Below are 25,353 nucleotides of genomic sequence, written 5' to 3' on the forward strand. Positions count from 1 at the left end.
AAGGAACCCAGTGATGAGAACCGTAGCCAATGACCCCGTCGATGCCGTGCTCGCGGCCGGCCTGAAGGATTTGTGGTACCCGATCTGCCCGTCGCACTTCGTGGCGGAAAAGCCCGTGTCGCTGCGCCGGCTGGGCAGGAAATTCGTACTGTGGCGCGAGACCAATGGCACGCTGCATGCGCTGGAAGACCATTGCCCGCACCGCGGCGCGCCGCTGTCGCAGGGCATCGCGCTGGGCGACCGCATCGCCTGCGGCTATCACGGCGTGCAGGTGCGCTTCGACGGCGTCGTGACCAGCGTGCCGGGCAGCCCGGGCTGCAAGCTGGAAGGCGCGAAAGCCACGCGCTCGTTCCACGTGCAGGAAGCGGCCGGTGCGATCTTCCTCTACAACGCCAGCAAGGACGTCGACGAGCCGCCGCCGCTGCGCCTGCCCGAGGAGCTGTCGAGCCCCGAGTACTCGAACTTCCTGTGCTACGTGGAGTGGAACGGCGATTACCGCTACGTGCTGGACAACGTGCTCGATCCCATGCACGGCACCTTCCTGCACAAGCAGTCGCACTCGATGGCCGAAGGCGATTCCACCGCCGCCTTCCGCGTGCGCGACACCGATACCGGCTTCGTGTTCGAGAAGGAAGCGCAGCGCGGCGTGAACTTCGACTGGACCGAATACGGCGAGACGGGCATCCAGTGGATGCGTCTCGAGATCCCGTATCCGAAGACGGGCGGCCCGGGCGGCAACTTCATCATCGTCGGCGGCTATGCGCCGATGGAGACGGGGGCGACGGCCGTGTTCTTCTGGCGCGTGCGCAAGGTGCAGGACTGGCAGCGCGACACGTGGCGCTTCCTGTACAAGAACCGCCTGGAAGCGCGCCACTGGCACGTGCTGGAACAGGACCGCGTGATTCTCGAGGCAATGGAGCCGGATGCCAACCAGCGCGAAATGCTGTACCAGCACGACATGGGCATCGTGCGCCTGCGGCGGCACCTGCGCAGCCTGGCGAAAGCCGAATTGGCAAGAAGCGTGGCCGCGGAAGAAGCCGGGAACTGACAGGGGAACATCATGAGCAACAGCCAACAGATCGCGGTGCGCGTGCAGGCGATGCGCTACGAGGCCGCCGGCATCGTCAGCGTGGAACTGGTGCCGCCGCAGGGCGGGGAACTGCCGGCATTCGAGGCCGGCGCCCATATCGACCTGCACCTGCCGAATGGCGTGGTGCGCAGCTATTCGCTGTGGAACCCGCCGCAGGAACGGCACCGCTACGTGATCGGCGTGCTGCACGACCGGAACAGCCGCGGCGGCTCGCGCTACGTGCACGAGCAGCTGCGGGTCGGCGCGGCCATCACGATCGGCGCGCCGCGCAACAACTTCCCGCTCGACGTGGCGGCGGCGCATACGGTGCTGGTGGCCGGCGGCATCGGCATCACGCCGATCCTCGGCATGCTGCGCGAGCTGCAACGGCTTGGCAAGTCGGTGGAACTGCTGTACTGCGCGCGCAGCCGTAGCGAAGCGGCGTTCGCCGACGCGCTGGCGGCGGAAGAGGGCGTGCGCGTGCACTTCGACGGCGAGGCGGGCGGTCCGCCGGACCTGCGCGGCTTCCTGGCCGCGAAATCGCCGGCCGACCACTTCTATTGCTGCGGTCCGACGCCGATGCTGAACGCCTTTGAAAGTACCTGCGCCGAGCTGGGCCTGCCGAACGTGCACATCGAACGCTTCGCGCCGGCCGAGCCGGCCGTGGCGACGCAGGGCAGCGCCTACGAGTGCCAGCTGGCGCGCTCGCAGAAGCTGATCCTCGTCCCGCCCGGTAAATCGCTGCTCGATGCGTTGCTGGAAGCGGGCGCCGACGTCGACCACAGCTGCCGCGAGGGCGTGTGCGGCTCGTGCGAGACGGCCGTGCTGGACGGCATGCCCGAGCACCGCGACGGTGTGCTGACGAAAGCCGAGCGCGAGTCCGGCAAGACGATGATGGTCTGCGTGTCCGGCTGCAAGGGCCGGCGCCTCGTGCTGGACCTGTAGCGGTCCGCAATGGGGGCAGGCGGGCGACGCGCCTGCTCCCGGGCGCTTTTGCTTGAAAAAACCTGGCCGTACGGCGGCCCGGTTTTTTTTGCGCCCAAATTTGCTTGTGAGACGACGTTTTATCGATAAAACGCGGCATTTGCCGCTCGAAAATCCAAGGGAGTTCGCAATGAAAAAGCATCTGTACGCCATGGCCGCCGTCGCTGCAACCGGCGCTTTCGCCGCCGGTCCGGCCCTCGCGCAAAGCAATATCACGATCTACGGCAGCCTCGATGCCGGTGTCGCCTGGATCGACAACCTGAACGGCAGTTCCACCAGCCGCCTCGACCAGGGCACGATGCAGCCGGACCGCTTCGGCTTTCGCGGCACCGAAGACCTGGGCAATGGCCTGAAGGCCGTGTTCCAGCTGGAAGGCGGTTTCGGTACCGACACGGGCAATATGGTCAGCGCCAACCGCCTGTTCAACCGGCTCAGCATCGTCGGCCTGTCCGGCAGCTTCGGCACCGTCACGCTGGGTAACATGCCCGATATCGTGTTCGACTATGCGGGCAAGCTGTCGAACGGCTTCCAGCTGACCAATTTCTACCTGTTCCACCCGGGGAACCTGGATACGCTGGCCAACACCTACCAGTTCAACAACTCGGTGCGCTATACCTCGCCCACGGTGAATGGCCTGGCGTTCAGCGCGATGGTCGGTGCCGGCGAGCAGCCGGAGCGTTCCAGCAGGAACCGCAATACCAGCGCGGGCGCCACCTATACCAACGGCGCGCTGCGCATGGCGCTGGCCTACAGCCGCCAGAACGACCGCGCGGCCGGCTACTCGGGCGCCTTCCTGTCCTCGCTGAACCTCGGCAATGCGGCCACGGTGTTCGACCGGCTGACCACGTGGGCGGGCGGCGCCGGCTACACGGTGGGCGACTGGCGGCTGAATGCGTTGTATACGCAAAGCACGGTGGACCTGCCATCGACGTCGTTCCGCCAGCGCAACCTGGACCTGGGAGCGGCATGGCGCTACGGAGCGCGGTCCACGGTCAACCTTGGATACACTCGCAGCCAGGTGAGCGGAAGCCTGGACGATGCAAAGTACGATCAGGCCAGTGCCAGCCATGTGGTTGCCTTGTCGAAGCGCACGGAATTCTACGTTCAGGCGGCTTACCAGAAGGCGGGCGGTTCGGCCAGCTTCGCGTTCCAGAACTATGCCGGCGCCTCGGGCGACGACAGCCAGGTCGTCACCACGATCGGCGTCCACCACCTGTTCTGACCGGAGTCCGCATGCCAGTACGACTGAAGATCGGCGCACGCCTCGCGATTGCTTTCGGCCTCGTGATCCTGCTGCTCGGCGGGACCGTCGCGGTGGCCCTGCAAAGCGTCGCCGCACTGAACGGCGCCACGCGGCAGATCGTCGAAGACCGCTATCCGCAGGTGGTGCTGGCCAACCAGCTGGTGCACCAGCTGAACGAGAATGCGGTCGCCATGCGCAACCTGCTGTTGGCCGGCGGCCGCAGGGAGATCGACGCCATCGCCGCCGGCAACGCGGCGATCGACGACCGGCTGCGGCAGCTGGAAGCGCGGCTGTCCAGCGAGGCCGGCCGCAAGGCTTACCGGGATATCCTGGCGCTGCGCGCGAACTACGCGGCGGGCGAGGGCGAGTTCCTGCGGCTGGCGGGTGCCGGCGACACGGCCGGTGCAACCGCCCTGCTGACGGGCCGCCTGCGGCAGGACCAGGTGGCCTACACGGACCGCATCAAGGGGTTCCTGGCGGGCGGCGGCAAGCTGATGGAAAAAAGCGGGCGCGAAGCGGATGAACTGTACCGCACCAAGCGGCTGCACATCGCCGTGCTGGCACTGGCCGCGTGTGCGCTGGCGGCCGGCTTCGGGATCTGGATCACGCGCTCGATCACCGGTCCGCTGCGCGAGGCGGTGCGGGTCGCGCATACTGTCGCTGGCGGCGACCTTACCAGCGACATCACGGTGCGCCGGGGCGACGAAGTGGGAGAACTGATGGGAGCATTGAAAGACATGAACGACAACCTGCGGCGCATCGTCAGCGAAGTGCGCGGCGGTACGGAGGCCATCGCGCTCGGCGCGCGCGAAATCGCGCAAGGCAACATGGATCTGTCCGCCCGCACCGAGCAGCAGGCCAGCGCGCTGGAACAGACCGCGTCCGCGATGGAACAGCTGACGTCCACCGTGGGACAGAATGCCGAGCATGCGCGCACTTCCCGCGAGCGCGCCCGGGAGGCGTCGGGCATCGCCACCGGCAGCAGCGAGGTGGTGGGCCAGGTGGAGCGGACGATGGAAGAGATCACCGGCTCGTCGCGCCAGATCGCGGAGATCACGGGCGTGATCGACGGCATTGCGTTCCAGACCAATATCCTCGCGCTGAACGCGGCCGTGGAAGCGGCCCGCGCCGGCGAACAGGGGCGCGGATTCGCCGTGGTGGCGTCCGAAGTGCGCACGCTGGCACAGCGTTCGGCCGCGGCCGCGCGCGACATCAAGGGCCTGATCGAGGCATCGGCCGCCAGCGTCGACAACGGCAGCCGGCTGGCCCGGCAGGCCGGGGAGTCCATGCGCAACGTGGTCGACAGCGTGGCCGGGGTGGCGGAAACCGTGGCGGAAATCGCCGCCGCCAGCGCCGAGCAGAGCAGCGGGCTGGAGCAGGTGAACCAGGCCGTCATCTCGATGGACACCGTGACCCAGCAGAACGCCGCGCTGGTGGAGCAGGCGGCGGCCGCCGCGCAATCGCTGCAGGATCGCGCCGCCGGGCTGGCGCAACTGGTCAGCACCTTCCGCCTCGATGGCGGCCGGCCGGTCGCGACGGTACCCTACGGGCGCAGGCTGGCGGCGTGAGCGCGATGGAAGAACTGACTGTCGGCAGCTGGAACGAATTCGTCGCGCTCGGCGGGGAGCTGGACGGCTGGGCGTTCCGCGGCCAGCAGGACGCGCGCTGGCCCCTGCTGACGTCGCTGTCGCGCTACCTGGTGGCCTATGTGCCCGACCAGGCCAGCTGGCGGCTGCGCGAGGAGCGCGCCATCCGCATCTTCCGGCGCAAGGCCCACAATTACCTCGACAACCCGGCCGTGCTGGACAACGCGCTGCGCTGCCTGGCCCTGATGCAGCACCACGGCGCGCCGACGCGGCTGCTCGATTTCACCAAGTCGCCGTTCGTGGCAGTGTTCTTCGCACTCGAGCGGGCCACGGTGGATGCGGCGATCTACGCATTGAACACGCCGCGGCTGTGGAGCGCGGCGCCGCGCCGCCAGCCGGCGATGGACCGCAACGCCATCGATCCGCGGCTGTCCGGCAATTTCGCCCGGCTGTTCCTGCCCAATACCAACGCCATCATCTGGACCGGCGAGCCGACCGAGATGGACCGCCGCCTGGTGGCGCAGTCGGGCACGCTGGTGGTACCCGGCATGCTCGACAAGCCGCTCGACGAAATCCTGCGCCACTATGCCGACAGCGGCACGCTGCTGAAGAAGATCGTGCTGCCGATCGGCATCCGCGAGGAAGCGATGAAGGCGCTGTACCGGATGAATATCACCAACGCCACGCTGTTCCCCGACCTCGACGGCCTGGCCCGGTCGATCGGCATGGAGCTGGAGATGGAGTGGCCAGGCGTGCCGGGCACCGGCGAACTGCGCGACCTCTAAGCCGCCCGCAGATTTTTGAAATGGGTGTTCCCAGAAAATAGGTGTCTGTCACCGGTTTTTTTGGAATGGATGTTCCCAGAAAACCGGTGACAGACACCGGTTTTTTTGAAATGGGTGTTCCCAGAAAATAGGTGTCTGTCACCGGTTTTTTTGGAATGGGTATTCCCAGAAAATAGGTGTCTGTCACCAGTTTTTTGGAATAGGTGTTTCCAGAAAACCGGTGACAGACACCGGTTTTTTTGCAACGTTTTCGCGATGGGTGGTGTGCCGTCAGGTGCGCACCGCGGTGCGGGCCGGCCCGAAGAGCCAGATGAAGACCGCTGTCGCGGCAGCGGCGCCGGCCAGTTGCGACAGCACGAAGGCGGGCGCGTCGGCCAGCCGCAGCGCGCCGCCTTCGCCGATCGACCGGGCCAGCGTCAGCGCCGGGTTCATGAAGGCCGAGGACGAGCTGAACCAGCAGGCCGCCATCACGTAGGCCGAGACGGCGAACGGCGCCACGACCGGGCGGGCGCGCCCGCAGCCGATGAACACGCACACCATGCCGAAGGTGGCGACGAATTCGCCCAGCCACTGGCCGCCGCCGCCGCTTGCCTGCCGCGGGATCGCCATCAGGTCCAGTCCGTACATGCCGTGCACTGCGGCCACGCCGGCCAGCGCGCCGGCCACCTGCACCACGATATAGGGCGCGACGTGTTCGCGCCGCAGCTTGCCGCGCCACGCTTCGGACAGCGTCAGTACCGGATTGAACAGGCCGCCGGAGATGTTGCCGAACGTGAGGATCAGCACCGCCAGCCCGGTGGCGCCGACCAGAGCGCTGACCAGCAGCGCCATCGCGGCATCGCCGGCCGCGAGCCGCCGCGCGGCAATGGTGGCGCCGCCGCCGATTGCCAGCAGCAGTGCGGTGCCGATGAATTCGGCCGCCAGACGCTTTGCGATAGCCATGGACACCCTTCCCGGAGCAGACGTGAAAACGCGTACTCTAGGGCACTGCGCAGCGTGGTGCTATGTGTACCGGGGTATATTCAGTATCTGGCCGCCAGGGCGCAACGGCAGGTTGACGCACGGGCGGCCGATGCGCTAAGCGTGGGCGCCACCGCGGCGCCCGCGATCACCGATAGACGCAACCGGGTGCTTACCGCCGCGGGCCTCGGCGTCACGCGGGCGCCGCCGCCGCTGCCATGGCACCCGCCCCCGCCACCGCTCCCGCCGCCGTTCCCGCATACCCGGCCAGCAGATCCAGCAGGCGCTGCGCGGCCTGCCGCTCGCTGTCGGCGTTTGCCTGCCGTCCTGCCCGCAGGGTCGCCAGGTAGGGCTCCAGCAGTGCGCGGGCGTCGTCCTCCACGTGGACCCAGTAGCGCCGTGTGCGGATGCGGCGGTGCAAGTCCTGCAGCGACTCGACGATGCCGGGCGCCGCGGAGGCCAGGTCGCGGTACACCACGCCCGTCAGGATGTCGTATTCGGACTGGGCGACGATCGACCAGAACTTCGGATCGGCGTTGGCGGCCGCGTCGATGTCGCGCGCCAGCGTGGCCAGTTCGTGCGCCACCGGTCCGGTGGGCAGGAAGGGATCCGGTTCCGCCACGGTGCCGGCAGCCGCCTCGGCCAGCAGGTGCGTGCGCGCCTCGCAGGCGATCCGCGCGCGGGTCGGGAAATGATTGTGCACGGCGCCCGGCACTGGGCACCGCGCGGCGCGGTCGAAGTGCTGCCGCGCCATGTCCAGGCTGGCGGCGGCGGCCGGATCGCCGGCCGCGTGCTGGAGCATGCTGATCCGGCGCCAGGCATTGCCCAGCAGGCCGAGCCGCATCGGCGTCGGCGGCAGCCGGGCCACGAGCCCGCCCAGGTAGCCGGTTGCCGCGGTCAGTTCGTCGAGCGTGGACCCCGGCAGGCTGGCCTGTTCGGCCAGCAGTTCGACGGCGTTCAGCGCCGCGCTGCCGTCGGCCGCGTCGACCGCGCGCCGCAGCCACTTCATCGCTTCCTGCCGGTCCGGCAGCGCCGCATACGCGGCACCGAAGGCCTGCGCCACGTCGCCTTGCGCCGTCCAGCCCTGCGCCGCGAAAGCCTGTTCCAGCCAGGCCAGCCGCGCGCGGTTGCGCTGCGTGTCCTCGCGCTGCGAATACAGCGCCTCGGTGGCGATCGCCTGCAGCACGAGGATCAGCGTGACCGGCGAAGCCACGCCGGCATATTCCTCCGCGGGAGGCGGATGATGGCTGCCGCTGGGAGCCTTCCAGCTCCAGTCCGGGTCGCCGTAGCACTGGTAGGCGGCCCACGTGTTGCCGCCCGGGTCGAGCTGCCACGCCGCCCGGCGGGCTTCGCCGACCGCGTCGATGAAGCGCTGGCCGGCGAACAGTTCGCTGTAGAAGGTCTGCGCGAACAGTTCGGCGGCACTGTCCTCGATCGCCCAGCCGGCGGCGATCACGCAGCGCACGCCGATCTCGATCAGCGCGCCGGCCAGGCCGGCCGCGAAGGCGGCGCGGTCGTACGGCGGCTTCAGGCTGCCCTGCGCCAGGTGGCAGCAGTTCAGGAACACCAGCTCCGGTGTCACGCGCATCGCCATGATCTCGTTGACGCCGAGGTAGGTGGCCTGCCCGGACAGCACCACGCCGCCGTAGCGGCTGGCGCTGTCATTCGGTGCGGCGGTGCTGCCGTTCCCGTCGCCGCCGCCGGTACTGTCCCCGCCCGGTTGCGGTCCGGTGCCATGGCCGGCGACATGGACGATCCGGTAATTGCGCGCGAACAGCTGGTTGATGATGCGGCGCGCATCGGCCTGCGGTTCGACGGCCGTCACCCGGTCGCCATGCATGCCGAAGGCCGCGCGGGCCGCGGCGGCAATGGCGGCCGCTTCGCGCCGGGCGCCGGCCAGCCGGCCATAGCCCGGGTCGGTCAGGGGTTCGCCGATGACCAGCATATTGTCTTCGGTACCCGCGTCGACCACCTGTTCGCGGTATTCGCGCATGCGCAGCTTGCGGATCACCTTGCAGCGGATCGCCCATGGCGCCGCGTCGCCACGGCGCGCTTCCGGCACCTCCGGGTCCGTATCGAGCAGCTCCCAGGGCAGGGTGGACGTGGTCTCGTCCAGTTCCATCACCATGCTGGCCGATCCGGCCAGGTACGGTTCGATCTCGACCGGGATCAGCAGGTTGAACAGCGTGCGGCCGATCTGGCCGTCGGCGCGTGCCGAGTTCGATGCGCCTTCGACCAGGTCGCGCACCAGCGCGCCCTGCGCCTGCCGGGCACGGACCTCGGTGCGCGCGCGCCGGGTGTCGAGGCTGAACGCGATCAGCGGCATGCGCGGCGACGAGCCTTCCACCTGCAGTACGCTGATGAAATCGTAGGAGGCGCCCCGGTAGCTGCTTTCCAGCGGCCGGCGCAGCGCGCCTTCGCCCTGGCGCAGGTAGCCGTCGACGGCCAGCCGGTCGGGCGTGGCAGCGGCCTGCATGCGCAGCACGCGCCAGGCATCGGTGGCCCGGTCGAGGTACACCTCGACGATGGTCAGCGCGTCGACGGGCGGCCAGCCCAGCTCGCGCAGGCGCACGTTGGCATCGGCGATGCCCTGCGCCAGCGCCAGCGCGGCGGCGCCGACCGACACACCGGAGCCGCCGCTGCCGGCCAGCGTCGCGGCCAGCTCGAACCGGGCGGGCGGCACAGCGCTTTCCATCAGCCGCCCGGCAAAGGCCAGCACGCCGATACGGATCGTGTACGCCAGCTGCTGGGCGGTGAGTTCGCCTTCCTCGCCCAGGCCGACGACGATCGCCGCGCGCGGCCGGGGAATCATGCGCTGCCGGCCCTGGCCCGCGACATCGTGCGGCCCGTTCTCGACGATCTGGTAGCTGCCGAGCCGGTCCGGGTAAATGCCGGCCCGCAATGCCTTCGCCATGCGCCCGCCGACCAGTGTATCGACGACGGCTTCGGTGCCGGACAGCACCAGCGACTGGTAATGCCCGAGCAGCAGCGGCGTCTTCACGAAGCGCAGGTCGCCGTGGTGGACGCGGACCGTCAGCCGTTCGTCGTCGGCTGCATCGGCGCCGGTCGATGCCGCCGGCTGCCCGGATCCTTCAGGAGCACCGTCGAGCGGGCCGCGGCTGCCACCCGTCTCCCGCCCCGCGGCCGATTCCGGGCCGACCGGCTGCCAGCCGCCGCCCGGCTCGCCCAGCAGGGCGGCGCGCACCGGCGCCATCACGTCCGGCCGGGCAAAGTAGCTGAAGTGCGTGGCTTCCGGTCCCGTAAACAGCCGGAACTGCGGCGCGTGCCGGCCGGCGGCGCGCGGCACGCCGCCGTACATCGCGCGGGTCTGCACGACCATGTCGTTGCCGGTCCAGAAGAAGCCGTCGGCCACCAGTGCTTTCAGCCACGACACCATGCCGTCGCCGCCGGCATCGCCGGCCACCACGTACAGTTCGCTGTCGACGCCTTCGCCATCGAGCGGCGCGTTCAGCCAGCGGATGAAGGCGCTGTCGGGCATCATCGCCTGCAGCCCCGGCATTGTGGCGGCGCTGGTGCGGCGCCGGGCCACGGCGCACAGCAGGTCGACGAACTGGCTCGTCACGTTGACGCCGGCAAGACCCAGCAGCCACTGGAACAGCGACAGGAAGACGTCCAGGCGCCGCGACGCCAGCAGCGTGCCCCGCGCCGGGCAGGCGCAGCGCACCACCCGCTGTACGGTGATGGTCTTCTTGCGCAGGATCGCGTGCAGGTCGCGCAGTTCCTGGCGTGCCGCCGGCGCGTCCGCGAACAGCCGGTCCAGCGCATCGTCCGGCTCGAAGCGGGCGGCACGCAGCAGCGCCTCGGCCACCAGGCCGGCGCGCGAATGGGTCACCAGGTGCAGCACGGCCCCGTCGGGCAGGCTGTCGGCCAGCGCGATGGCGTTGCCGATCGGGCTCTTGCAGATGGTCGGGTGTTCGAAGGCGAACGTGCGCTCCGGATAATCCGCCAGCAGCCGTTCCACGGTGGCCGCATTGCGCAGCCACAGCTTGCCGAACGTGCGGCCGGTATCGACGAAGGTGCCGTGCATGAAGACCAGCAGCGGCGCGGGACTGCGTTGTTCCGGCCAGGCGGTGACGCGCTCTTCCGGCGCGAAGCGGTCGGGCAGCGTGTCCGCGCCGAGCCGGTACAGCCCTTCGGCGACCTGGCCGTCGATGGCCGCGGCGATCGTTTCGGCCGCTGAATTGGCCTGGCCGGCTTGCCCGGCGTCCGCGGCATCGCCTTGGGGAGCGTCCAGCACGCCGAACCATTCGAGGATGGCGCTGCCGGTGCCGCCGTCGCGCCGGGTGCCGCCGTCGGGCCACGGCAGCTGGACCGGGACGTCGACGGCAGCTTCGCCACCAGGTCCATCGCCGCCGCGCTTGGTGCCCCGGGCCGCCGCCAGCAGATCGCGGGCGTGTTCCGGGTGGAGCAGCAGCAGGGGGCCGCCGGCGATCTTCAGCGCCACGACATCGCGCCCCGGCACCGCATCGACCGCGATCGCCGGGGCGGCATCGCGGCGGGCCTGCAGGCCATACGCGCAGCGCAGCGGCAGGTCAGGTGCGCCGGGCGCCACGCGCGCCGTGGCGGCGGCCAGCGGCGTGCCGGCAATCCGAAATGTGACTGGTGTATCCATGGCTGTCTCCCGCAATGGCGCTATCGCCCGACGTGATGGGCATCTTACGTCGGGTTGCGGGGGAGTTGCCAGTAAAACAGTACCCAGCAGCAAAGTGTTTCAACGATCGGCATTCGATGCTGCCGGCTACGCCAGCGGCCTGGTGTCGGACACCGGTTTTCTGCGGATGCATCGGGGGTGCCCATGCAGAAACCGGTGTCCGACACCAGGAAGCCGGTGTCCGACACCAGACGCGCCGGCGCTGCCATCACCTCGGGCGCCGACAGGCGTGCGTCAGGTCAGAACTTGTAGTTCGCCCCCAGCACGAACGAGCGGCCCGAGTGCACGTACAGCAGCGTATCGTTGCGCACCGAGTCGCGGCCGTAGCGCAGCGCTTCGTCCGTCAGGTTCTGGCCTTCGATGGACAGGCGCAGGTTCGGCGTCACGTTGTACGACAGGCTGAAGTCGATGTTCGTCATGCCGTTGACGCGTGTGTAGTCGTGGCCGTTGATGTCGCCCAGCACCGCCTGGATGTAGCTGGAGCGGTGCGCGGCCGACACGCGGGCGCTGAACTTCGGATCGTCGTAGTACAGCGTGATATTGTGCGCGCGCGGCGACAGGCCGGTGAAGTCGGCGGTGTCGCCGATGAATTCGTTGGCCTCCGTCGTCAGGTTATCCGGCCGCACGATGTAGTTGATCTTCGACTTCACGCGCGTGTAGTTGGCCAGCAGGCCGAAGTTCTTGCCGATGCCCGGCAGGAAGTTGAACGGCGCCTGCAGGTTGAATTCCAGGCCGTTCAGCGGCCCGCCCGGCGTGTTGAACTTGCGGTTCACCACCACCGTGGTATCGGGCAGCACGCCGCAGGCGGGCAGGCCGCCGGTGATCGAGCAGCCGCCCTCGGTCAGCAGCTCGTCCGGCAGGCCCAGCGCCGAATACACTTCGCGCTGCTGCACGTTCTGGATGAACGACTTGATCTCCTTGCGGAAGAAGCCCAGCGAGATCATCGCGTTCTTATCGTAGTACCACTCGGCCTGCAGGTCGTACGTGCGGGCGCGGATCGGATCGAGCCGCGCATTGCCCACGGTGACCGTCTGGAACTGGTGGTTGACGCTGGCCGTCGGGCGCAGGTCGCCGTATTCGGGGCGCGCCAGCGTCTTGCCGGCCGAGAAGCGCAGGAACACGTCCTTCGGCAGCTGCGCCGTCAGGTTCAGCGCCGGCAGCCAGTCGCGGTATTTCTTCACCACGGTGATCGGCTGCAGCTGGCCGCCGATCGTCTGCAGCGTCATCGACGTGGACTTCGTGTCGACGCCGCGCACGCCGGCATTGCCGCGCCAGCCGATACCCCACAGGTCGTAGTTAAAGTCCAGCATGCCGTAGACGGCGTCGATGTCCTCGGTGATGCGCGTGACGCCCGGCGTGGCGGTGTTGAACAGCGAACCCGGCACCTCGGCGCAGTGGCACTCGATATTGTGCACGGCCAGCAGCTTGTCCAGGTCCACCGCCGCCCACGACGCCGGCACGCCCGTGCCGCCCAGGCCGCGGCCGAAGCCGGCGATCTGGCGCGAGATGTCGCCCATGCCGACGCCTGTCGGCAGGGCCAGGCCGCCGTCCGAGCCGTTGCCCACTTCGTACAGGCCGTAGGCGTTCTTGCGGGCGGACAGGCCGGTGCGCAGCGTCAGCCGGTCGCTGGCTTCCCAGGCCAGGTTCACCGCCGTGGTCTTCAGCTTGTTGTCGGACTGCAGGTAGCGGCCGAAGAACTGGCCGTGCCACGTGCCGTTCGGTTCCGTGCGGGCAAACGTGAAGCTGTTCGGATCGGCCACGTCGATGCCGTAATTCAGCGTGGGCACGTTGCGGTTGTCGCGGAAGTCGAACGAGAAGCCGTTCACGTTCGGCGCGTCGAACATGACGGTCGCGCGCATCGGGTTGTCCAGGTTCGTGTTCGACATGCCGTGCAGGAAGTCGACCTTCAGCGTGTCGGTGATGCGGTGGCTGGCCGACAGCACGTTCTGGCGGAACTTGGTCTCGTACACGTCCATCAGGCCTTCGGTGCGCACGTCCACGCCGTTGAAGCGGCCGTAGGTCCAGCTGCCCTTGTCGTCGAATTCCGCTTCCAGGATCGACGTCTGCGGCTTGCCGTTCGCCGCGGCCAAACTGCGGCCGAACGAGATCGCGCCGATGTAGTTGTCGTAGCGCGTGTTGCTGAACTTGCCGTACATCAGGTCCAGGTTGATGTCGGTGCCCGGCGCCGGGCGCCACTGGAAGGAACTGGTGATGCCGGTGCGCTCGTAGTCGGTCTGCGAACGGCGGTAGCGTGGGATGCGCGGCGCAAAGGCGCCCGAGCCGGCCAGCGGCGCGGCGACGGTGCCGCCGAAGTTGTCGGTCTTGCCCATTACCTCGGCATATTCGGCCGGATTGCTGGTGCGCGGCACGCCGAAGCCGCAGTTGGCGGCGTCCACGCCCTTGACCGCGTCATTGCCCGGCACCTGCGGCGCCACGCCGGCCGGCGAGCAGAAGCCGCCGTCGAAGCTGGCCGGATACAGGTCCACCGCCTCGTAGCCTTCCTCCACGGCACGGCGCTTGGAATGCGCGGCCGAGATCAGCGCGCCGACCTTGCCGAAGCGGGTATCCCAGCGGTCGGACACCAGGCCCGTCAGGCGCGGCTGGGTCTTGCGCGATACCGAGTTCCACGATTCCTGCACCCCGAAGCTGATGGTGCGGCCCTTGAAATCGAACGGGCGGCCGGTGCGCAGGTCGACGGTGGCGCCCAGCGAACCTTCCTCGACGGCCGCTTCGGACGTCTTGCGTACTTCCAGGCTGTTGAACAGTTCCGACGCGAACACGGAAAAGTCGAAGCCGCGGCCGCGGTTGGAGTTGCCGTTGATGTCCGAGGCGCCCGTCATCGACATGCCTTCGATGCCGTTGATGCGCACGCGCGTAAAACCGGCGTTCAGGCCGCGCACGGTGATCTGCCGGCCTTCGCCGCCTTCGCCGCGCGCCAGCGACACGCCGGGCACGCGCTGCAGCGACTCGGCCAGGTTCGCGTCGGGGAACTTGGCGATGTCCTCGGCCTTGATCACGTCCAGGATGCCGTCGGAATTCTTCTTGGCGTTCAGCGCGCTGTCCAGGCTGGCGCGGAAGCCGGTCACGGTGACCACGGCCGCCGGTTCGGTGCCTGCGCCGGCGGCCGCGGGCGCGGGCGCGGGCGCCTGCTGCGCGGCGGCGGAAGATGCCAGCGCGGCGGCGGCCAGCGCCAGCGCGGTCAGCCGGATCTCGCGGCGCTTGTCTGTCGATGTTTTCATGTCTCTCCTTGTCCTGTTGTCTGTCGCTGCAGGTTGCTGCTCGCTGCTGCTTGCTGCTGCTTGTTGTTGCGGGCAGGGCGCATCTTAGGCAGGCGGGTCGGGTGACAGTTGGCAAATCGGCAAATAATCACATTGTTGAAAAATGGGGTGCGGGGAAAGCCACGCTATGCCAACTCGATATCCCTCGCTTGCAAAATGGAATACCCGGGTTCGTTGACGGCCTGCTACGATTGACAGATTTCTATCGATTACAAGGACCCGCATGCTCCCGATCTTGAAGACGCCACGACTGCCTCTCGCGGTTGTCCTGTCGCTTGCCCTGCCGCTGGCGCTGCTGTCCGGCCAGGCCGCCGCCGAACGGCGCAGCCTCGCGCAGGACTGGCTGTTCCAGAAAGGCGACGCGGCGGGCGCCGACAGGCCGGCATTCGACGACGGCAACTGGCGCAAGGTCGCGGTGCCGCACGATTTCTCGATCATGGACAAGCCCGACGGCACGCCGCCGTTCGATGCGAAGGCGGTGGGCGGCCAGGATTCCGGCTACCTGCCGGGCGGGCAGGGCTGGTACAGAAAACATCTGGTGCTCGTGAAGGGCGATGCCGCGCGGGTGCTGCGGCTCAATTTCGAAGCCGTCTACATGGATGCCGACATCTGGTTCAACGGTGAACACGTCGGCAGGCACCGCTACGGTTATACCGCCTTCACGCTGGACCTGACCGGAAAGGCAAAGGCGGGCGACAACGTGATCACGGTGCGCGTCAACCACGTCGATCCGTCGTCGCGCTGGTATGCGGGTTCGGGACTGATCCGGCCGGTCACGCTCGATCTGCTGGACCCGGTGCACGTGGCGCCGGACAGCGTGTTCGCCAGCACCCGCAGCGCATCGGCCGCGCAGGGCGAGGTCGACGTGCAGGCGTCGGTGAGCAACCGCGCCGCGGCGGCCGCGAAGGTCGAGCTGCTGTCGACACTGGTGGCGCAGGACGGCAGCACGGCGGCGCAGGACCGCCGCGTGCTGACGATCCCCGCGCGCGGGAAAGCCGATGTGGCGCAGCGCTTCGCGGTGGCGCAGCCGAAACTGTGGTCGCCCGAGGCGCCGAACCTGTACACGCTGGTGCAGGAAGTGCGCGTGAACGGCGTGCTGCGCGATACGCGCCGCACGCGCTTCGGCATCCGCACCGTGACGGTCGATGCGGAAAACGGCCTGCGCATCAACGGCAAACAGTATGTGCTGAAGGGCGGGAACATCCACCACGACAATTACATGCTGGGCGCGGCGGGTGCGCCGGATGCGGACCGGCGCAAGGTGGCGCTGATGAAGGATGCCGGCTACAACGCGATCCGCAGCGCGCACAACCCGGCCAGCCAGGCCACGCTGGAGGCGGCCGACGAACTGGGCATGCTGGTCATCGACGAGGCCTTCGACATGTGGCGCAAGTCGAAGCGCGATGCCGATTACGCGCGCTTCTTCGAGGACAACTGGCGGCGCGACATCGACAGCATGGTGGTCAGCGGCCGCAATCACCCGAGCGTGATCTTCTGGAGCGTGGGCAACGAGATCCCCGAGCAGGCGTCGCCGGAAGGTGCGCGGACCACGCGCGAGCTGGGCGCGCGCATCCGCCTGCTCGACCCCACGCGGCCGATCACGCAGGGCGTCAATGTCGACAGCCCGGACAACGCGCCGATCTTCGCCGAGATGGACGTGGCGGGCTACAACTACCGTGTCCACCTGTTCGGCAGCGACCATGCGGCGCACCCGAAGCGGGTGATGTACACGTCCGAATCGACGTCGAAGGATGCGTTCCGCTACTGGGACCCGGTGGGCAGGATGCCGTGGGTGATCGGCGACTTCGTGTGGACGTCGGTCGACTATATCGGCGAGACCGGCATCGGCTGGATGGGTTATTCGAAGGACTGGAAGGAACTCGGCAAATACCCGTGGCACCTGGCCTACTGCGGCGAGATCGACGCGACGGGCCGCAAGCGGCCGGCCGCCTACTACCGCCAGGTGATCTGGCAATCGGGCATCGATCCGGTCGCCGCGTTCGTCGAGCAGCCGGCCGGCACCGAGGACCTGCCGGACCGCGACTACTTCAAGGAACACCCGGAACTGGACTGGTCGCTGCACGACCTGCACCAGAGCTGGAGCTGGAAAGGGCAGGAAGGCAAGCCGCTCAAGGTGGTCGTGTACGCCGAGCACCCGGAAGTGGAACTGTTCCTGAACGGCCGCAGCCTGGGGCGCAAGGCTGTCGGCCGCCAAACCGAATACCAGGCCCTGTATTCTGTGCCGTACCAGGCGGGGCGGCTGGTGGCCGTCGGCTACCGCGATGGTAAAGCCGCGGACCGGTGGGAGCTGCGCACCGCCGGCGCACCGGCCGCCGTGAAACTGTCGGCGGATCGCCGGCACGTGCGGGCCAATGGCGAGGATCTGGTCTACGTCAGCGCCGAACTGGTCGATGCGGAGGGCGTGCCGGTCTATGCGCGCGATGGCGACCGCAAGTTCAAGGTCACCGTGACGGGTGCGGGCATGCTTGCTGGGGCAGGTAATGGCAATCCGATGGATGCGTCGAGCCTGCAGTCGGGCGAGCGGAGCACGTTCCATGGGCGGCTGGTGGCCGTGGTGCGGGCGGGAACGGAAGCCGGGCCTGTCCATGTCGAGTTTGCTGCCGAGGGCTTGCCGGTGCAGCGGGTGCGGGTCGATGCGACTGGTCGAACTTCCGGGCTGTGATTTTCCACGCACGGCGATCGGACACCATCGCCGTTACCGTCGAGTTTCTTTACAACTTGCTTGTTGATACTTTATTTGATCCTTTTAAAAACAGGCAGTTAATAATATGGCATGACTTTTGCTAAATCTTGTTTTCCAAACAACTAGACCCATAGGAAAACAATGTCAGCAATGCGCAAGTTTGTCACGACCCTTCTCGCCGTGGGCACCGCGGCTTTCAGCCTGCAGTCGGGTGCCGCAACGCTCGGTTATGCCGACGTCGTGCTGGATTACTACGATAGTGGCGCAGGGCCGATCGCCGGCCCATACGGCGGTATCGGCGGCATCGGCGGCGGATATGGTCCTGTGACCACGGATGTCGTACTAGGTGACGAACCGGGACCGGTCGGCTTCAACGATTTCCTGTCGCTGCCCACGGGATCCTATATCACCGTCGGCTTCACGGATGAAACGGCGGTCGATCGTGCCGGCGACGACATCTTTATCCAGGAAACGGGCGCCAGCGGCGAGCGTGCGAACGTCTACGTGAGCTCGGACCTGGTGAATTTCGTCTTTCTGGGCATTGCCGCCGATGATGTGACCACGGCATTCGACCTGGCGACGATCGGCTTCCTGGACCCGGTCCGGGCGGTCAAGATCGTGGGCCTGGACAGTCTCGGTGCTTCGCCTGGTTTCGATGTCGTCAATGTACAGGTGCTGCCAGGCAGTATCGCGCCGCCAGTGCCGGAACCGGCAACGGTGGGCATGCTGGTCGCTGGCCTGGGCCTGATTTTCGTGGCCGCTCGCCGCCGCCGGAAGTAAAGTGGTGAAAAAGCAGCGGAAGCGCGCCGCGCAAGCGAGTGCGGCGTGCTCGGCTGTTCGGCATCGGCATCCCGGAGGGTTTCAGACTGTCCGGGTTGTTTTCAGGCCGTTTTAGCGGACTGCCGTCAAAGCCGTCCAGCTGTCGTCATTGCGGATCGGCCCATCCCCCATATCGCCGGTTCCATCGTGAGTCGTGCCAGTGCCACTTGCTCTCGATATGTCGTTCTCATCCATGGAGATTTGCGACGTGGCTACTGCTCGACATTATCTGGTTCGTCTGTTGCTGCTTGTGGCCTTGGTGCCCGCTCAATATCCGGCCATGGCGCAAACCGCCGACAAGACAGCCGCGCCGATGCATGCGCATGCCAGCAGGGACGACGCGGTAACGATATCCCGGGAAATCGACAGGATGATCGCAGTCATTGCCGAGCCAGAAACCCTGGGCAGTCTCCTGGGGCCGGATCTGGAGCTGAGCCATTGCCTCAAGCTCGACAACGGCGCAACCCGGTGCACTTATTGGGATCAGTCGCGGGGCAATGGCCGTGCCCTGGCCCTTGTCGATCTCGATCTCCGGTCGTCGGTCCAGGCAGGTGACCTGGGCGGGACCGGGTTCTGGGACGCCAGAACCGATGTGTGCATCTCTCCCGACTCGCTCCGCCGGCTGGGCGCTCCCCGCGTCGACAGCGGTTTTCTTCCCGGCGAGCCATTCAGTGCCGGGGATGTCGTCGAGGTGACCGAGCATTCCTTCGACGATCTCCATCCGGCATGGGGAAAGGTCGACATGAAGATGCGGGTTCGAAACAGCTGCGTGACGGGTTTTCAGCTGCGACTTGGCAGGAAGGCCGATCGATCCGGGTGAATGCGGGTATCCGCGTGGGAAAGCGCGTATTTTCGCGGCGATGTAACTGCTAAGCTACCGGAATGACGAAACACGCATCCCGGCTGCGCTCCGGCCTGCTCACCATGTTGTCGTATGCGGCGCTGGCATAAGCCGGGGCCGCAGTTGGCAGCACCTCATCGTGTGGACTGGGATTGCCTCCGGATGCTCCCGGTTACGCCGCGGCCCAGCAAAGGATCGCGGCTGAAAGCAGGGAGCGCGGCTACCAGACCGTGTGCGACGCCGACCTGGACCGTTTTCGGATCACCTTCCAGCCGGCACGCGAGGCCCTGGCCGGCCTGCCGTTCCAGCCGGTGGACCTGTCGGCCACGCCATTCTCGCGCTTCGCGATACTGGGCGCGATGATCGAGCGTGACAACACCGCGCGCAGCCGGGTATATCGCGGCTTCCGGATGCCCGGTGGCCGGACGGTGACCTTGTTCGAGCACGACATGTCGGTCGACGGCAGCAGCTCCTGGCGCAATCCCGAGGACGAACCCGAACGGGTAAACGGCCTGCCAGCCCGGTTGATCGTGCTGCGGACACCGGCGGGGGAGGCGGTCTCGCACCTGTCGTGGGTCGAGCACCGGCGGTCGTACGAACTCTGGATCGACGCCAGTGTCGTCGACTCCCCATTGCGGGACGAGTTGTTCGCCATGGCCGCGTCATTGCCGCGGTCGGTTCCTGGCTGCCCTGGCGAAAAACCGCCGGAACCGGTACGCCTCGGCGCCGATGGTTTTCCCGACTTCGGGCCTGTCCCTTTGACGCTGCCGTATCCAGGACCGGACGCAAGCTCCGCCACCAGCGGGCGGCCATGCAGATAGCCGGCCGGTTCAGCCGATGGACCTTGCGCCATTCAATGCCAGGAGCACCCGGGGGGCGCGCGCAGGTTCAGTCTCCGAACGCGCTGCCCCGCACCTTGGCATACACGGCATCGAAGACCTGCAGCTGCCGAAGCGCCGGCACCGGGCCCGTGCCGATCGGGTCGCCCAGACGCTGAACCTGGCCGGCCGCCCCGCGAAATGCCGGCCAGTGCGGCAATCCCTGGCCGTTGGGGTCGCCCGTGGCGGCAAAACGTACCCAGTAGTCCGACATCGCCGCGGCCAGCGCGTGGTCGGCGGCGCGCCACTTCCATGGCGCCTGCCCCAGGTGGTCGAACATGTACCACATCTCGGCAAAGTGGCTGGCGCCCCAGCCGGCATGCACCGAACCGGCGGGGAAGGGCGGCTGGTGTTCGAAGCTGTAGTAGTAAACCGGACTGCGCCCCGATTGCGCCAGCCGTGCCCATGCCCACATGTCCCAGCCGAAGCGCAGGTCGCGTTCGAAGCCGAGGCGTGCATCGCGCGCCTGCGCGTCGGTGTCATGCGGGTAGGCCGCCAGCAAGGCCACCGGCAGGGCGCCGAAGCTTGCCGTGATGTCGGCCTCGAACCGGTCGGCGCGCACGGCGGTCACATCGACCAGCGCGCGCGCCTCCTCGCTGTTCGAACCGATCAGCAAGGGCACGTCATGATTGCGCCCCCGCACATAGCCGTCATACGGCGACAGGGGCAATACATCCCCGTCGATTACCGGGTGGCTGACCGGATTGGTGCCGGTCAGGCGTGCAGCCGGCAGCTTGCGCATCGCGTCCGGTGTGGTGGCGCCAAGCGCCTGCATATAGGCGACGCCATCGCGTTCGGCATTGGCCAGCAAGTAGCCGGGAGCCAGTTGCAACGGTTCGAAGATGCCCCCGCTCTGCGCAATGGCGCGCTGGAACAGTCCTTTCGCGCGCGGCGACACCAGCAGCGCGCTGACCGCCATCGCGCCGGCCGACTGTCCGGCGATGGTCACGCGCTGCGGGTCGCCGCCGAACGCCGCGATATTGCGCTGCACCCATTCCAGCGCCGCTATCTGGTCCATCAGGCCGTAATTGCCGGACGACCGATGCGGCGATTCGGCGCTCAGCGCCGGATGCGCCAGGAACCCCAGCGCGCCGAGACGGTAGGCGATGGTGACCACCAGCACGCCCTTGCGCGCCAGGCGGTCGCCGTGATAGAGCGGCATCGACGCCGAACCGTTGGTATAGCCGCCCCCGTGGATCCACACGATCACCGGGAGGCGCTGGCCGGCGTGGCGCGGCGGCGCCCATATATTCAGGTACAGGCAGTCCTCGCTGACGGTCGGAGCCGCCTCGCCCGGCATCGATACGCCCTGCTGCATGCACGCCGGCGCGAACTTGCCGGCTTCGCGCACGCCCTGCCATGCCGGCACCGGTTGCGGCGGCCGCCAGCGCAGCGCGCCCAGTGGCGGAAGCGCGAACGGAATGCCCCGATACACGTCGACGCCGGCCTGCCGCTGCCCGGCCACCGCGCCCTGCGCCGTCATCGCCGGTGCCGCCACCGCCCAGCCCGCACCTGACAACAGTACCGCCAGGCTTGCTTTGCAAATCGCCTTCCACATACCCGCTCCCTTACGATTGGCCAGCAGCCAGTGTGGCCCGGCCGCGGTGGCGAGGCCAGACCGGCTGGTCACTGCGGGCACCGGCTCATCCCATTGTGGCCAGGCGTCCGATCGCTGCTAGAATCGGCGCATGACGACCTCCGCCAATCGCGCTCCCATGCCGCACTGGCCCGCCTGGGTGCGGGCCCACGCGTGGGTCATGCTGTACTGGCTGGCCTTTCTCCTGGTGCTCGAACCGGGCAACATCCTGCGCGCCACCCAGGCCGGCCAGGCGTTGAGCTGGTCCCACGAGACGATCCGCATCCTGGTCGCTGCCCTGCTGGGCACGACTGTGACCACGGCGGTGCTGACGCTGGTCGAACGTTTTCCGCTGCGTGGTCCCCGGCGCCGCCGCCATCTGCTGATCCATGCTGCCGGCGCCGCCGGGTTGGCGCTGGCACTGGTGCTGGTATCGTGCGTGCTCGCGGCCTGGGTCTTCGCTGGCCGCTGGCTGCCGTCCTGGGACGAAATCCGGGACCAGCTGGTGGGCAATTTCACGCTGCTGATGGTCGCGCTGGCCGCCCTCGCTGCGCTGGCCCAGGCGAACCTCCATCGGACGGCCTTGCCGGCGTCGACGGCATCCACGGCATCCACGGCGAAGCCGGCCCAGCCGCTGACGCATGTGGAAGTCAAACGGCGCGGCCAGCTGCTATCGCTGCCTTTGTCCGAGGTGGACTGGATCGAAGCGCAAGGCAACTATGTCGCGCTGCACATCGGCGCTGAACAGTATCTGCTGCGCGACACCATTTCCGGCTTCTGCGCGCGGCTCGACAGCACCCGGTTCCTGCGTGTCCATCGCAGCATGATCGTCGCGACAGACCGCATCCGGAAGGTCGAAGCCTTGCCCAACAGCGATATGCTGCTGCATCTGCCACGTGGCGTAACGCTGCGGGCCAGCCGCAACTACGCCACCGCCGTCCGTGCGATCGCGGAACGGCTGGCGGCACGCGGCGACGGCGCACCCGCGACGCCGAGCCACGCCGAGTTCGAGGCGATGTCCGACCCGGGCAAGCGGCCGTGCCAATAGCCGGCCGGTTCGGGCGGCAGGAGTTCCGCCAATCAATGCCATGAGCATTTCCGCCAGCCGATGGACACCGGCTGAGCGGAACCTTACCATCTCCGCACACTAATATATTAGCTCGGCGTTCCGGGGAGGGCAGCATCCACCGGCAGCCGCGCACAGCGGAGACCCATGTCCACCTGTCCCACCTCGCGCAGGCGCTTCCTGCAATCGGCCGCGGCCGCATCCGTGCTGTCCACATTGCCGGGTCTGTCCGCCGCCATTACCGCCAACACCGGTGCGAAGGCAAAGCCGGTGTCGGGCACGGCGCTGCGCTGGCTCGATGGCCAGGCGCCGGCCCGCTTCGACGGCGCCACGCTGGGCGTGCCCTGGCCGCGCGGCACGCTGCGGCTGCCGGCCAGCAAGCGGCTGGACTTTACTTTGGGCGGCAACGGGCCGGCGATGCAATCCTGGCCGCTGGCGTACTGGCCGGATGGCTCGCTGAAGTGGACTGCCCATGCCATTGCCGGTGCCGCGCCTGCCGAGGGTTGGGAGCTGAAGGCCGGCGCATCGGCCGGCGGCAGCGTGGCGGTCCGGCAGGCAGCGGACCAGGTGGTGGTCACGGCGGGCGACATCGTGTGGACGGTCCCGGCCGCAGGCGAGCACCTGGTCGCCAGCGCCGTGCGCGCGGGACGGGTCTCGTTGCGCAACCTGAAGCTGGTGGCGCTGCGCCAGGACGGGCCGGAGCCCGAGGCGGAAGGCAGCGTGGCGCGGCAGCCGTTCACCAGCAAGCTCGCGAAGGTGACCGTCGAACAGACCGGCCCGGTGCGCGCGGTGCTGAAACTGGATGGCATGCACACCGGCGGCGGGCGCGACTGGCTGCCCTTCTCGGTGCGCCTGTATTTCTACGCGGGCTCGGACAGCGTGCGCGTCGTCCATTCGTTCATCTACGACGGCACGCCGGAACGCGATTTCATCCGCGGGCTGGGCGTGACGGCGCAGGTGCCGATGACCGATGCGACCCACGACCGGCATGTCCGGTTCTCCGGCGAAGGCGCTGGCGTCTGGGGCGAGGCGGTGCGGCCCGTGACCGGCCTGCGGCGCGATCCCGGCCAGGCCTACAAGGATGCCCAGGTGGCCGGCCGGGCGCTGCCGCCGCTGGCCGGCATGGCAAAGCCGGTGCAGGACGGCCTGCCGTGGATTCCCGAGTGGGGCGATTTCTCGCTGGCGCAACTGGCGCCGGACGGTTTCACGCTGAAGAAGCGTACGAAAGCGGGGCGCGCCTGGATCGATGCGAATGCCGGCACGCGTTCGAAAGGGCTGGTGTATGCCGGCGGCGCGGCGGGCGGCGTGGTGCTGGGCCTGAAGGATTTCTGGCAGCGCGCGCCGGTGCAGCTGGACGTGCGCAATGCCGCGACGCCGATGGCCGACGTGACGGCCTGGCTATGGTCGCCGTCCGCGCCGGCAATGGACATGCGTTCCTACCGGGGCGAGGATGGCATGGACACGCACGACAAGCAGATCGCCGGCCTGAACATCACCTACGAGGACTACGAGGCGGGCTGGGATGCGGCCACCGGCGTGGCGCGCACGTCGGAACTGCAGCTGTGGGTGACGGGCGCCACGCCATCGCACGACACGCTGGCGGCGATGGCGGAGCAGGTCGCCAATCCGGCGCGGCTGGTCCTGTCGCCGGAACGCATCCACCAGTGCGGCGTGTTCGGCGACTGGGACCCGGCCGATGCCGGCACGCCGGCGCGCAAGCTGATCGAGGACCGGCTCGCGCTGCAGCTGGACCAGTACCTGCGCGAGACGGAACAGCATCGCTGGTACGGCTTCTGGTCGTACGGCGACGTGATGCACACGTACGACGCCGACCGCCACATGTGGCGCTACGACATCGGCGGCTATGCGTGGGACAACTCGGAACTGTCGACCGACCTGTGGCTGTGGTACAGCTACCTGCGCACTGGCCGCGCCGACATCTTCCGCTATGCCGAGGCGATGACGCGCCACACGGGCGAGGTCGACGTGTACCACCTGGGCCGGTTCAAGGGCTTCGGCACGCGGCATGGCGTGCAGCACTGGTCCGACTCGTCGAAGCAGCCGCGCGTGTCGAACGCGGCCTACCGGCGCATCTATTATTTCCTGACCGCCGATGAACGGGTGGGCGACCTGATGCGCGAACTGCTCGATTCCGATGCCGGTCTGGCCAAGGTGGACATCTCGCGCAAACTGCCGAAGAAGGAAGGCGCGCCGCAGGACGGCTTCGTCAACGCGTCGTTCGGTACCGTGTGGGGCTCGCTGATCGCGGCCTGGCTGGCCGAGTGGGAGCGCACCGGCGACGTCAAGTGGCGCGACAAGATCGTCAGCGGCATGCGCAGCATCGCCGCGTTGAAGCGGCAGTGGTTCGCCGCCGGTGCGCCGTACGACCATCGCACCGGCAAGTTCCAGGGCCCGGGCGACAACGCCAGCTTCTCGAACCTGAACGGCGTGTTCGGCGTGGTGGAGATGAATTCCGAGCTGCTGACCCTCGTCGACGAACCGGCCTACAGGAAGGCATGGCTGCAATACTGCCGCACCTACAACGCGCCGAAGGAGGACATCGTGGCGCTGCTGGGGCGCGACCCGGGCGGGCGCGGCATGAGCGACACGAATTCGAAGATGACCGCCTATGCGGCCTACCATGAACGCGACCGGGCACTGGCGCTGCGCGCCTGGCGCGAGTTCTTCCAGTCGGACTGGCTGAAGCCGGAGGGGAGCCGCACGCGCCGCGTGGGCGGTTCCGCCGTGCTGCGGCCGGTCGTCGAGCTGGCCAACACGAGTACCAACGGCTCGGCGCAATGGGGCCTGGCCGCCATCCAGCACATGGCGCTGGGTGGTGCCACGCTGGACGAAGCGGCCCGCGCCGCCGGGCTGATTCCCTAACTTTCCCGA

15 protein-coding genes are annotated in these 25,353 nt (G+C 68.1%); 11 read left to right on the forward strand and 4 right to left on the reverse strand.

Annotation, left to right across the window (positions count from 1 at the left end; all coding sequences use genetic code 11):
- The first annotated feature begins 13 nt into the window (after positions 1–13).
- From FHS02_RS01870 to FHS02_RS01890, 5 genes are all read left to right on the forward strand, one after another.
- A complete protein-coding gene (locus tag FHS02_RS01870; RefSeq protein WP_137312540.1) occupies positions 14–1,048 on the forward strand; it encodes a Rieske 2Fe-2S domain-containing protein in 1,035 nt (344 codons plus the stop codon).
- A 12-nt stretch (positions 1,049–1,060) separates the two neighbouring features.
- A complete protein-coding gene (locus tag FHS02_RS01875) occupies positions 1,061–2,014 on the forward strand; it encodes a PDR/VanB family oxidoreductase (RefSeq protein ID WP_137312541.1) in 954 nt (317 codons plus the stop codon).
- Positions 2,015–2,183: 169 nt separating this feature from the next.
- On the forward strand, positions 2,184–3,275 hold the full coding sequence (locus FHS02_RS01880; protein ID WP_137312542.1) for a porin: 1,092 nt from the start codon (positions 2,184–2,186) through the stop codon (positions 3,273–3,275).
- 11 nt (positions 3,276–3,286) lie between these two features.
- A complete protein-coding gene (locus FHS02_RS31905; protein WP_137312543.1) occupies positions 3,287–4,864 on the forward strand; it encodes a methyl-accepting chemotaxis protein in 1,578 nt (525 codons plus the stop codon).
- Between the two features lie 5 nt (positions 4,865–4,869).
- Positions 4,870–5,667: an FRG domain-containing protein gene (locus FHS02_RS01890; RefSeq protein ID WP_137312544.1), complete on the forward strand. Its 798-nt coding sequence runs from the start codon at positions 4,870–4,872 to the stop codon at positions 5,665–5,667.
- A 270-nt stretch (positions 5,668–5,937) separates the two neighbouring features.
- On the opposite strand, the gene FHS02_RS01895 is transcribed toward FHS02_RS01890, so the two are convergent.
- The 3 genes from FHS02_RS01895 to FHS02_RS01905 form a co-directional block, all read right to left on the reverse strand.
- Complete coding sequence (locus FHS02_RS01895; protein WP_137312545.1) at positions 5,938–6,609, reverse strand: aquaporin; 672 nt, start codon at positions 6,607–6,609, stop codon at positions 5,938–5,940.
- Between the two features lie 211 nt (positions 6,610–6,820).
- Positions 6,821–11,260, reverse strand: coding sequence for a DUF7379 domain-containing protein (locus FHS02_RS01900; RefSeq protein WP_137312546.1), 4,440 nt, complete (start codon positions 11,258–11,260; stop codon positions 6,821–6,823).
- 278 nt (positions 11,261–11,538) lie between these two features.
- On the reverse strand, positions 11,539–14,538 hold the full coding sequence (locus FHS02_RS01905) for a TonB-dependent receptor (RefSeq protein ID WP_137312547.1): 3,000 nt from the start codon (positions 14,536–14,538) through the stop codon (positions 11,539–11,541).
- A 262-nt stretch (positions 14,539–14,800) separates the two neighbouring features.
- Here FHS02_RS01905 and FHS02_RS01910 point away from each other — a divergent pair, with 262 nt between their 5' ends.
- The 4 genes from FHS02_RS01910 to FHS02_RS01925 all read left to right on the forward strand — a co-directional run bounded on the left by FHS02_RS01910 (position 14,801) and on the right by FHS02_RS01925 (position 19,762).
- Complete coding sequence (locus tag FHS02_RS01910) at positions 14,801–17,260, forward strand: glycoside hydrolase family 2 TIM barrel-domain containing protein (RefSeq protein WP_137312548.1); 2,460 nt, start codon at positions 14,801–14,803, stop codon at positions 17,258–17,260.
- A gap of 162 nt (positions 17,261–17,422) precedes the next feature.
- Positions 17,423–18,061, forward strand: a complete 639-nt coding sequence (locus FHS02_RS01915; RefSeq protein ID WP_137312549.1) for a PEP-CTERM sorting domain-containing protein — start codon at positions 17,423–17,425, stop codon at positions 18,059–18,061.
- Positions 18,062–18,278: 217 nt separating this feature from the next.
- Positions 18,279–18,920, forward strand: a complete 642-nt coding sequence (locus FHS02_RS01920; RefSeq protein ID WP_137312550.1) for a hypothetical protein — start codon at positions 18,279–18,281, stop codon at positions 18,918–18,920.
- Positions 18,921–19,093: 173 nt separating this feature from the next.
- Entirely contained in the window at positions 19,094–19,762 is a 669-nt protein-coding gene (locus FHS02_RS01925; protein WP_137312551.1) for a hypothetical protein, read from the forward strand.
- Positions 19,763–19,829: 67 nt separating this feature from the next.
- On the opposite strand, the gene FHS02_RS01930 is transcribed toward FHS02_RS01925, so the two are convergent.
- Entirely contained in the window at positions 19,830–21,377 is a 1,548-nt protein-coding gene (locus FHS02_RS01930; RefSeq protein WP_137312552.1) for a carboxylesterase/lipase family protein, read from the reverse strand.
- A 130-nt stretch (positions 21,378–21,507) separates the two neighbouring features.
- On the opposite strand from FHS02_RS01930, the gene FHS02_RS01935 reads away from it, so the two are divergent.
- Both FHS02_RS01935 and FHS02_RS01940 read left to right on the forward strand, forming a co-directional pair.
- A complete protein-coding gene (locus FHS02_RS01935; protein WP_137312553.1) occupies positions 21,508–22,443 on the forward strand; it encodes a LytR/AlgR family response regulator transcription factor in 936 nt (311 codons plus the stop codon).
- 165 nt (positions 22,444–22,608) lie between these two features.
- Positions 22,609–25,344: an exo-rhamnogalacturonan lyase family protein gene (locus FHS02_RS01940; RefSeq protein WP_137312554.1), complete on the forward strand. Its 2,736-nt coding sequence runs from the start codon at positions 22,609–22,611 to the stop codon at positions 25,342–25,344.
- Positions 25,345–25,353: the final 9 nt, after the last annotated feature.

Source organism: Pseudoduganella umbonata (assembly GCF_014192225.1).
Classification (GTDB): domain Bacteria; phylum Pseudomonadota; class Gammaproteobacteria; order Burkholderiales; family Burkholderiaceae_D; genus Rugamonas; species Rugamonas umbonata.

Coding starts and splice junctions, on each gene's coding strand:
- FHS02_RS01870 (WP_137312540.1), top strand. CDS start 14: ATGAGAACCGTAGCCAATGACCCCGTCGATGCCGTGCTCGCGGCCGGC.
- FHS02_RS01875 (WP_137312541.1), top strand. CDS start 1,061: ATGAGCAACAGCCAACAGATCGCGGTGCGCGTGCAGGCGATGCGCTAC.
- FHS02_RS01880 (WP_137312542.1), top strand. CDS start 2,184: ATGAAAAAGCATCTGTACGCCATGGCCGCCGTCGCTGCAACCGGCGCT.
- FHS02_RS31905 (WP_137312543.1), top strand. CDS start 3,287: ATGCCAGTACGACTGAAGATCGGCGCACGCCTCGCGATTGCTTTCGGC.
- FHS02_RS01890 (WP_137312544.1), top strand. CDS start 4,870: ATGGAAGAACTGACTGTCGGCAGCTGGAACGAATTCGTCGCGCTCGGC.
- FHS02_RS01895 (WP_137312545.1), bottom strand. CDS start 6,609: ATGGCTATCGCAAAGCGTCTGGCGGCCGAATTCATCGGCACCGCACTG.
- FHS02_RS01900 (WP_137312546.1), bottom strand. CDS start 11,260: ATGGATACACCAGTCACATTTCGGATTGCCGGCACGCCGCTGGCCGCC.
- FHS02_RS01905 (WP_137312547.1), bottom strand. CDS start 14,538: ATGAAAACATCGACAGACAAGCGCCGCGAGATCCGGCTGACCGCGCTG.
- FHS02_RS01910 (WP_137312548.1), top strand. CDS start 14,801: ATGCTCCCGATCTTGAAGACGCCACGACTGCCTCTCGCGGTTGTCCTG.
- FHS02_RS01915 (WP_137312549.1), top strand. CDS start 17,423: ATGTCAGCAATGCGCAAGTTTGTCACGACCCTTCTCGCCGTGGGCACC.
- FHS02_RS01920 (WP_137312550.1), top strand. CDS start 18,279: ATGTCGTTCTCATCCATGGAGATTTGCGACGTGGCTACTGCTCGACAT.
- FHS02_RS01930 (WP_137312552.1), bottom strand. CDS start 21,377: ATGTGGAAGGCGATTTGCAAAGCAAGCCTGGCGGTACTGTTGTCAGGT.
- FHS02_RS01935 (WP_137312553.1), top strand. CDS start 21,508: ATGACGACCTCCGCCAATCGCGCTCCCATGCCGCACTGGCCCGCCTGG.
- FHS02_RS01940 (WP_137312554.1), top strand. CDS start 22,609: ATGTCCACCTGTCCCACCTCGCGCAGGCGCTTCCTGCAATCGGCCGCG.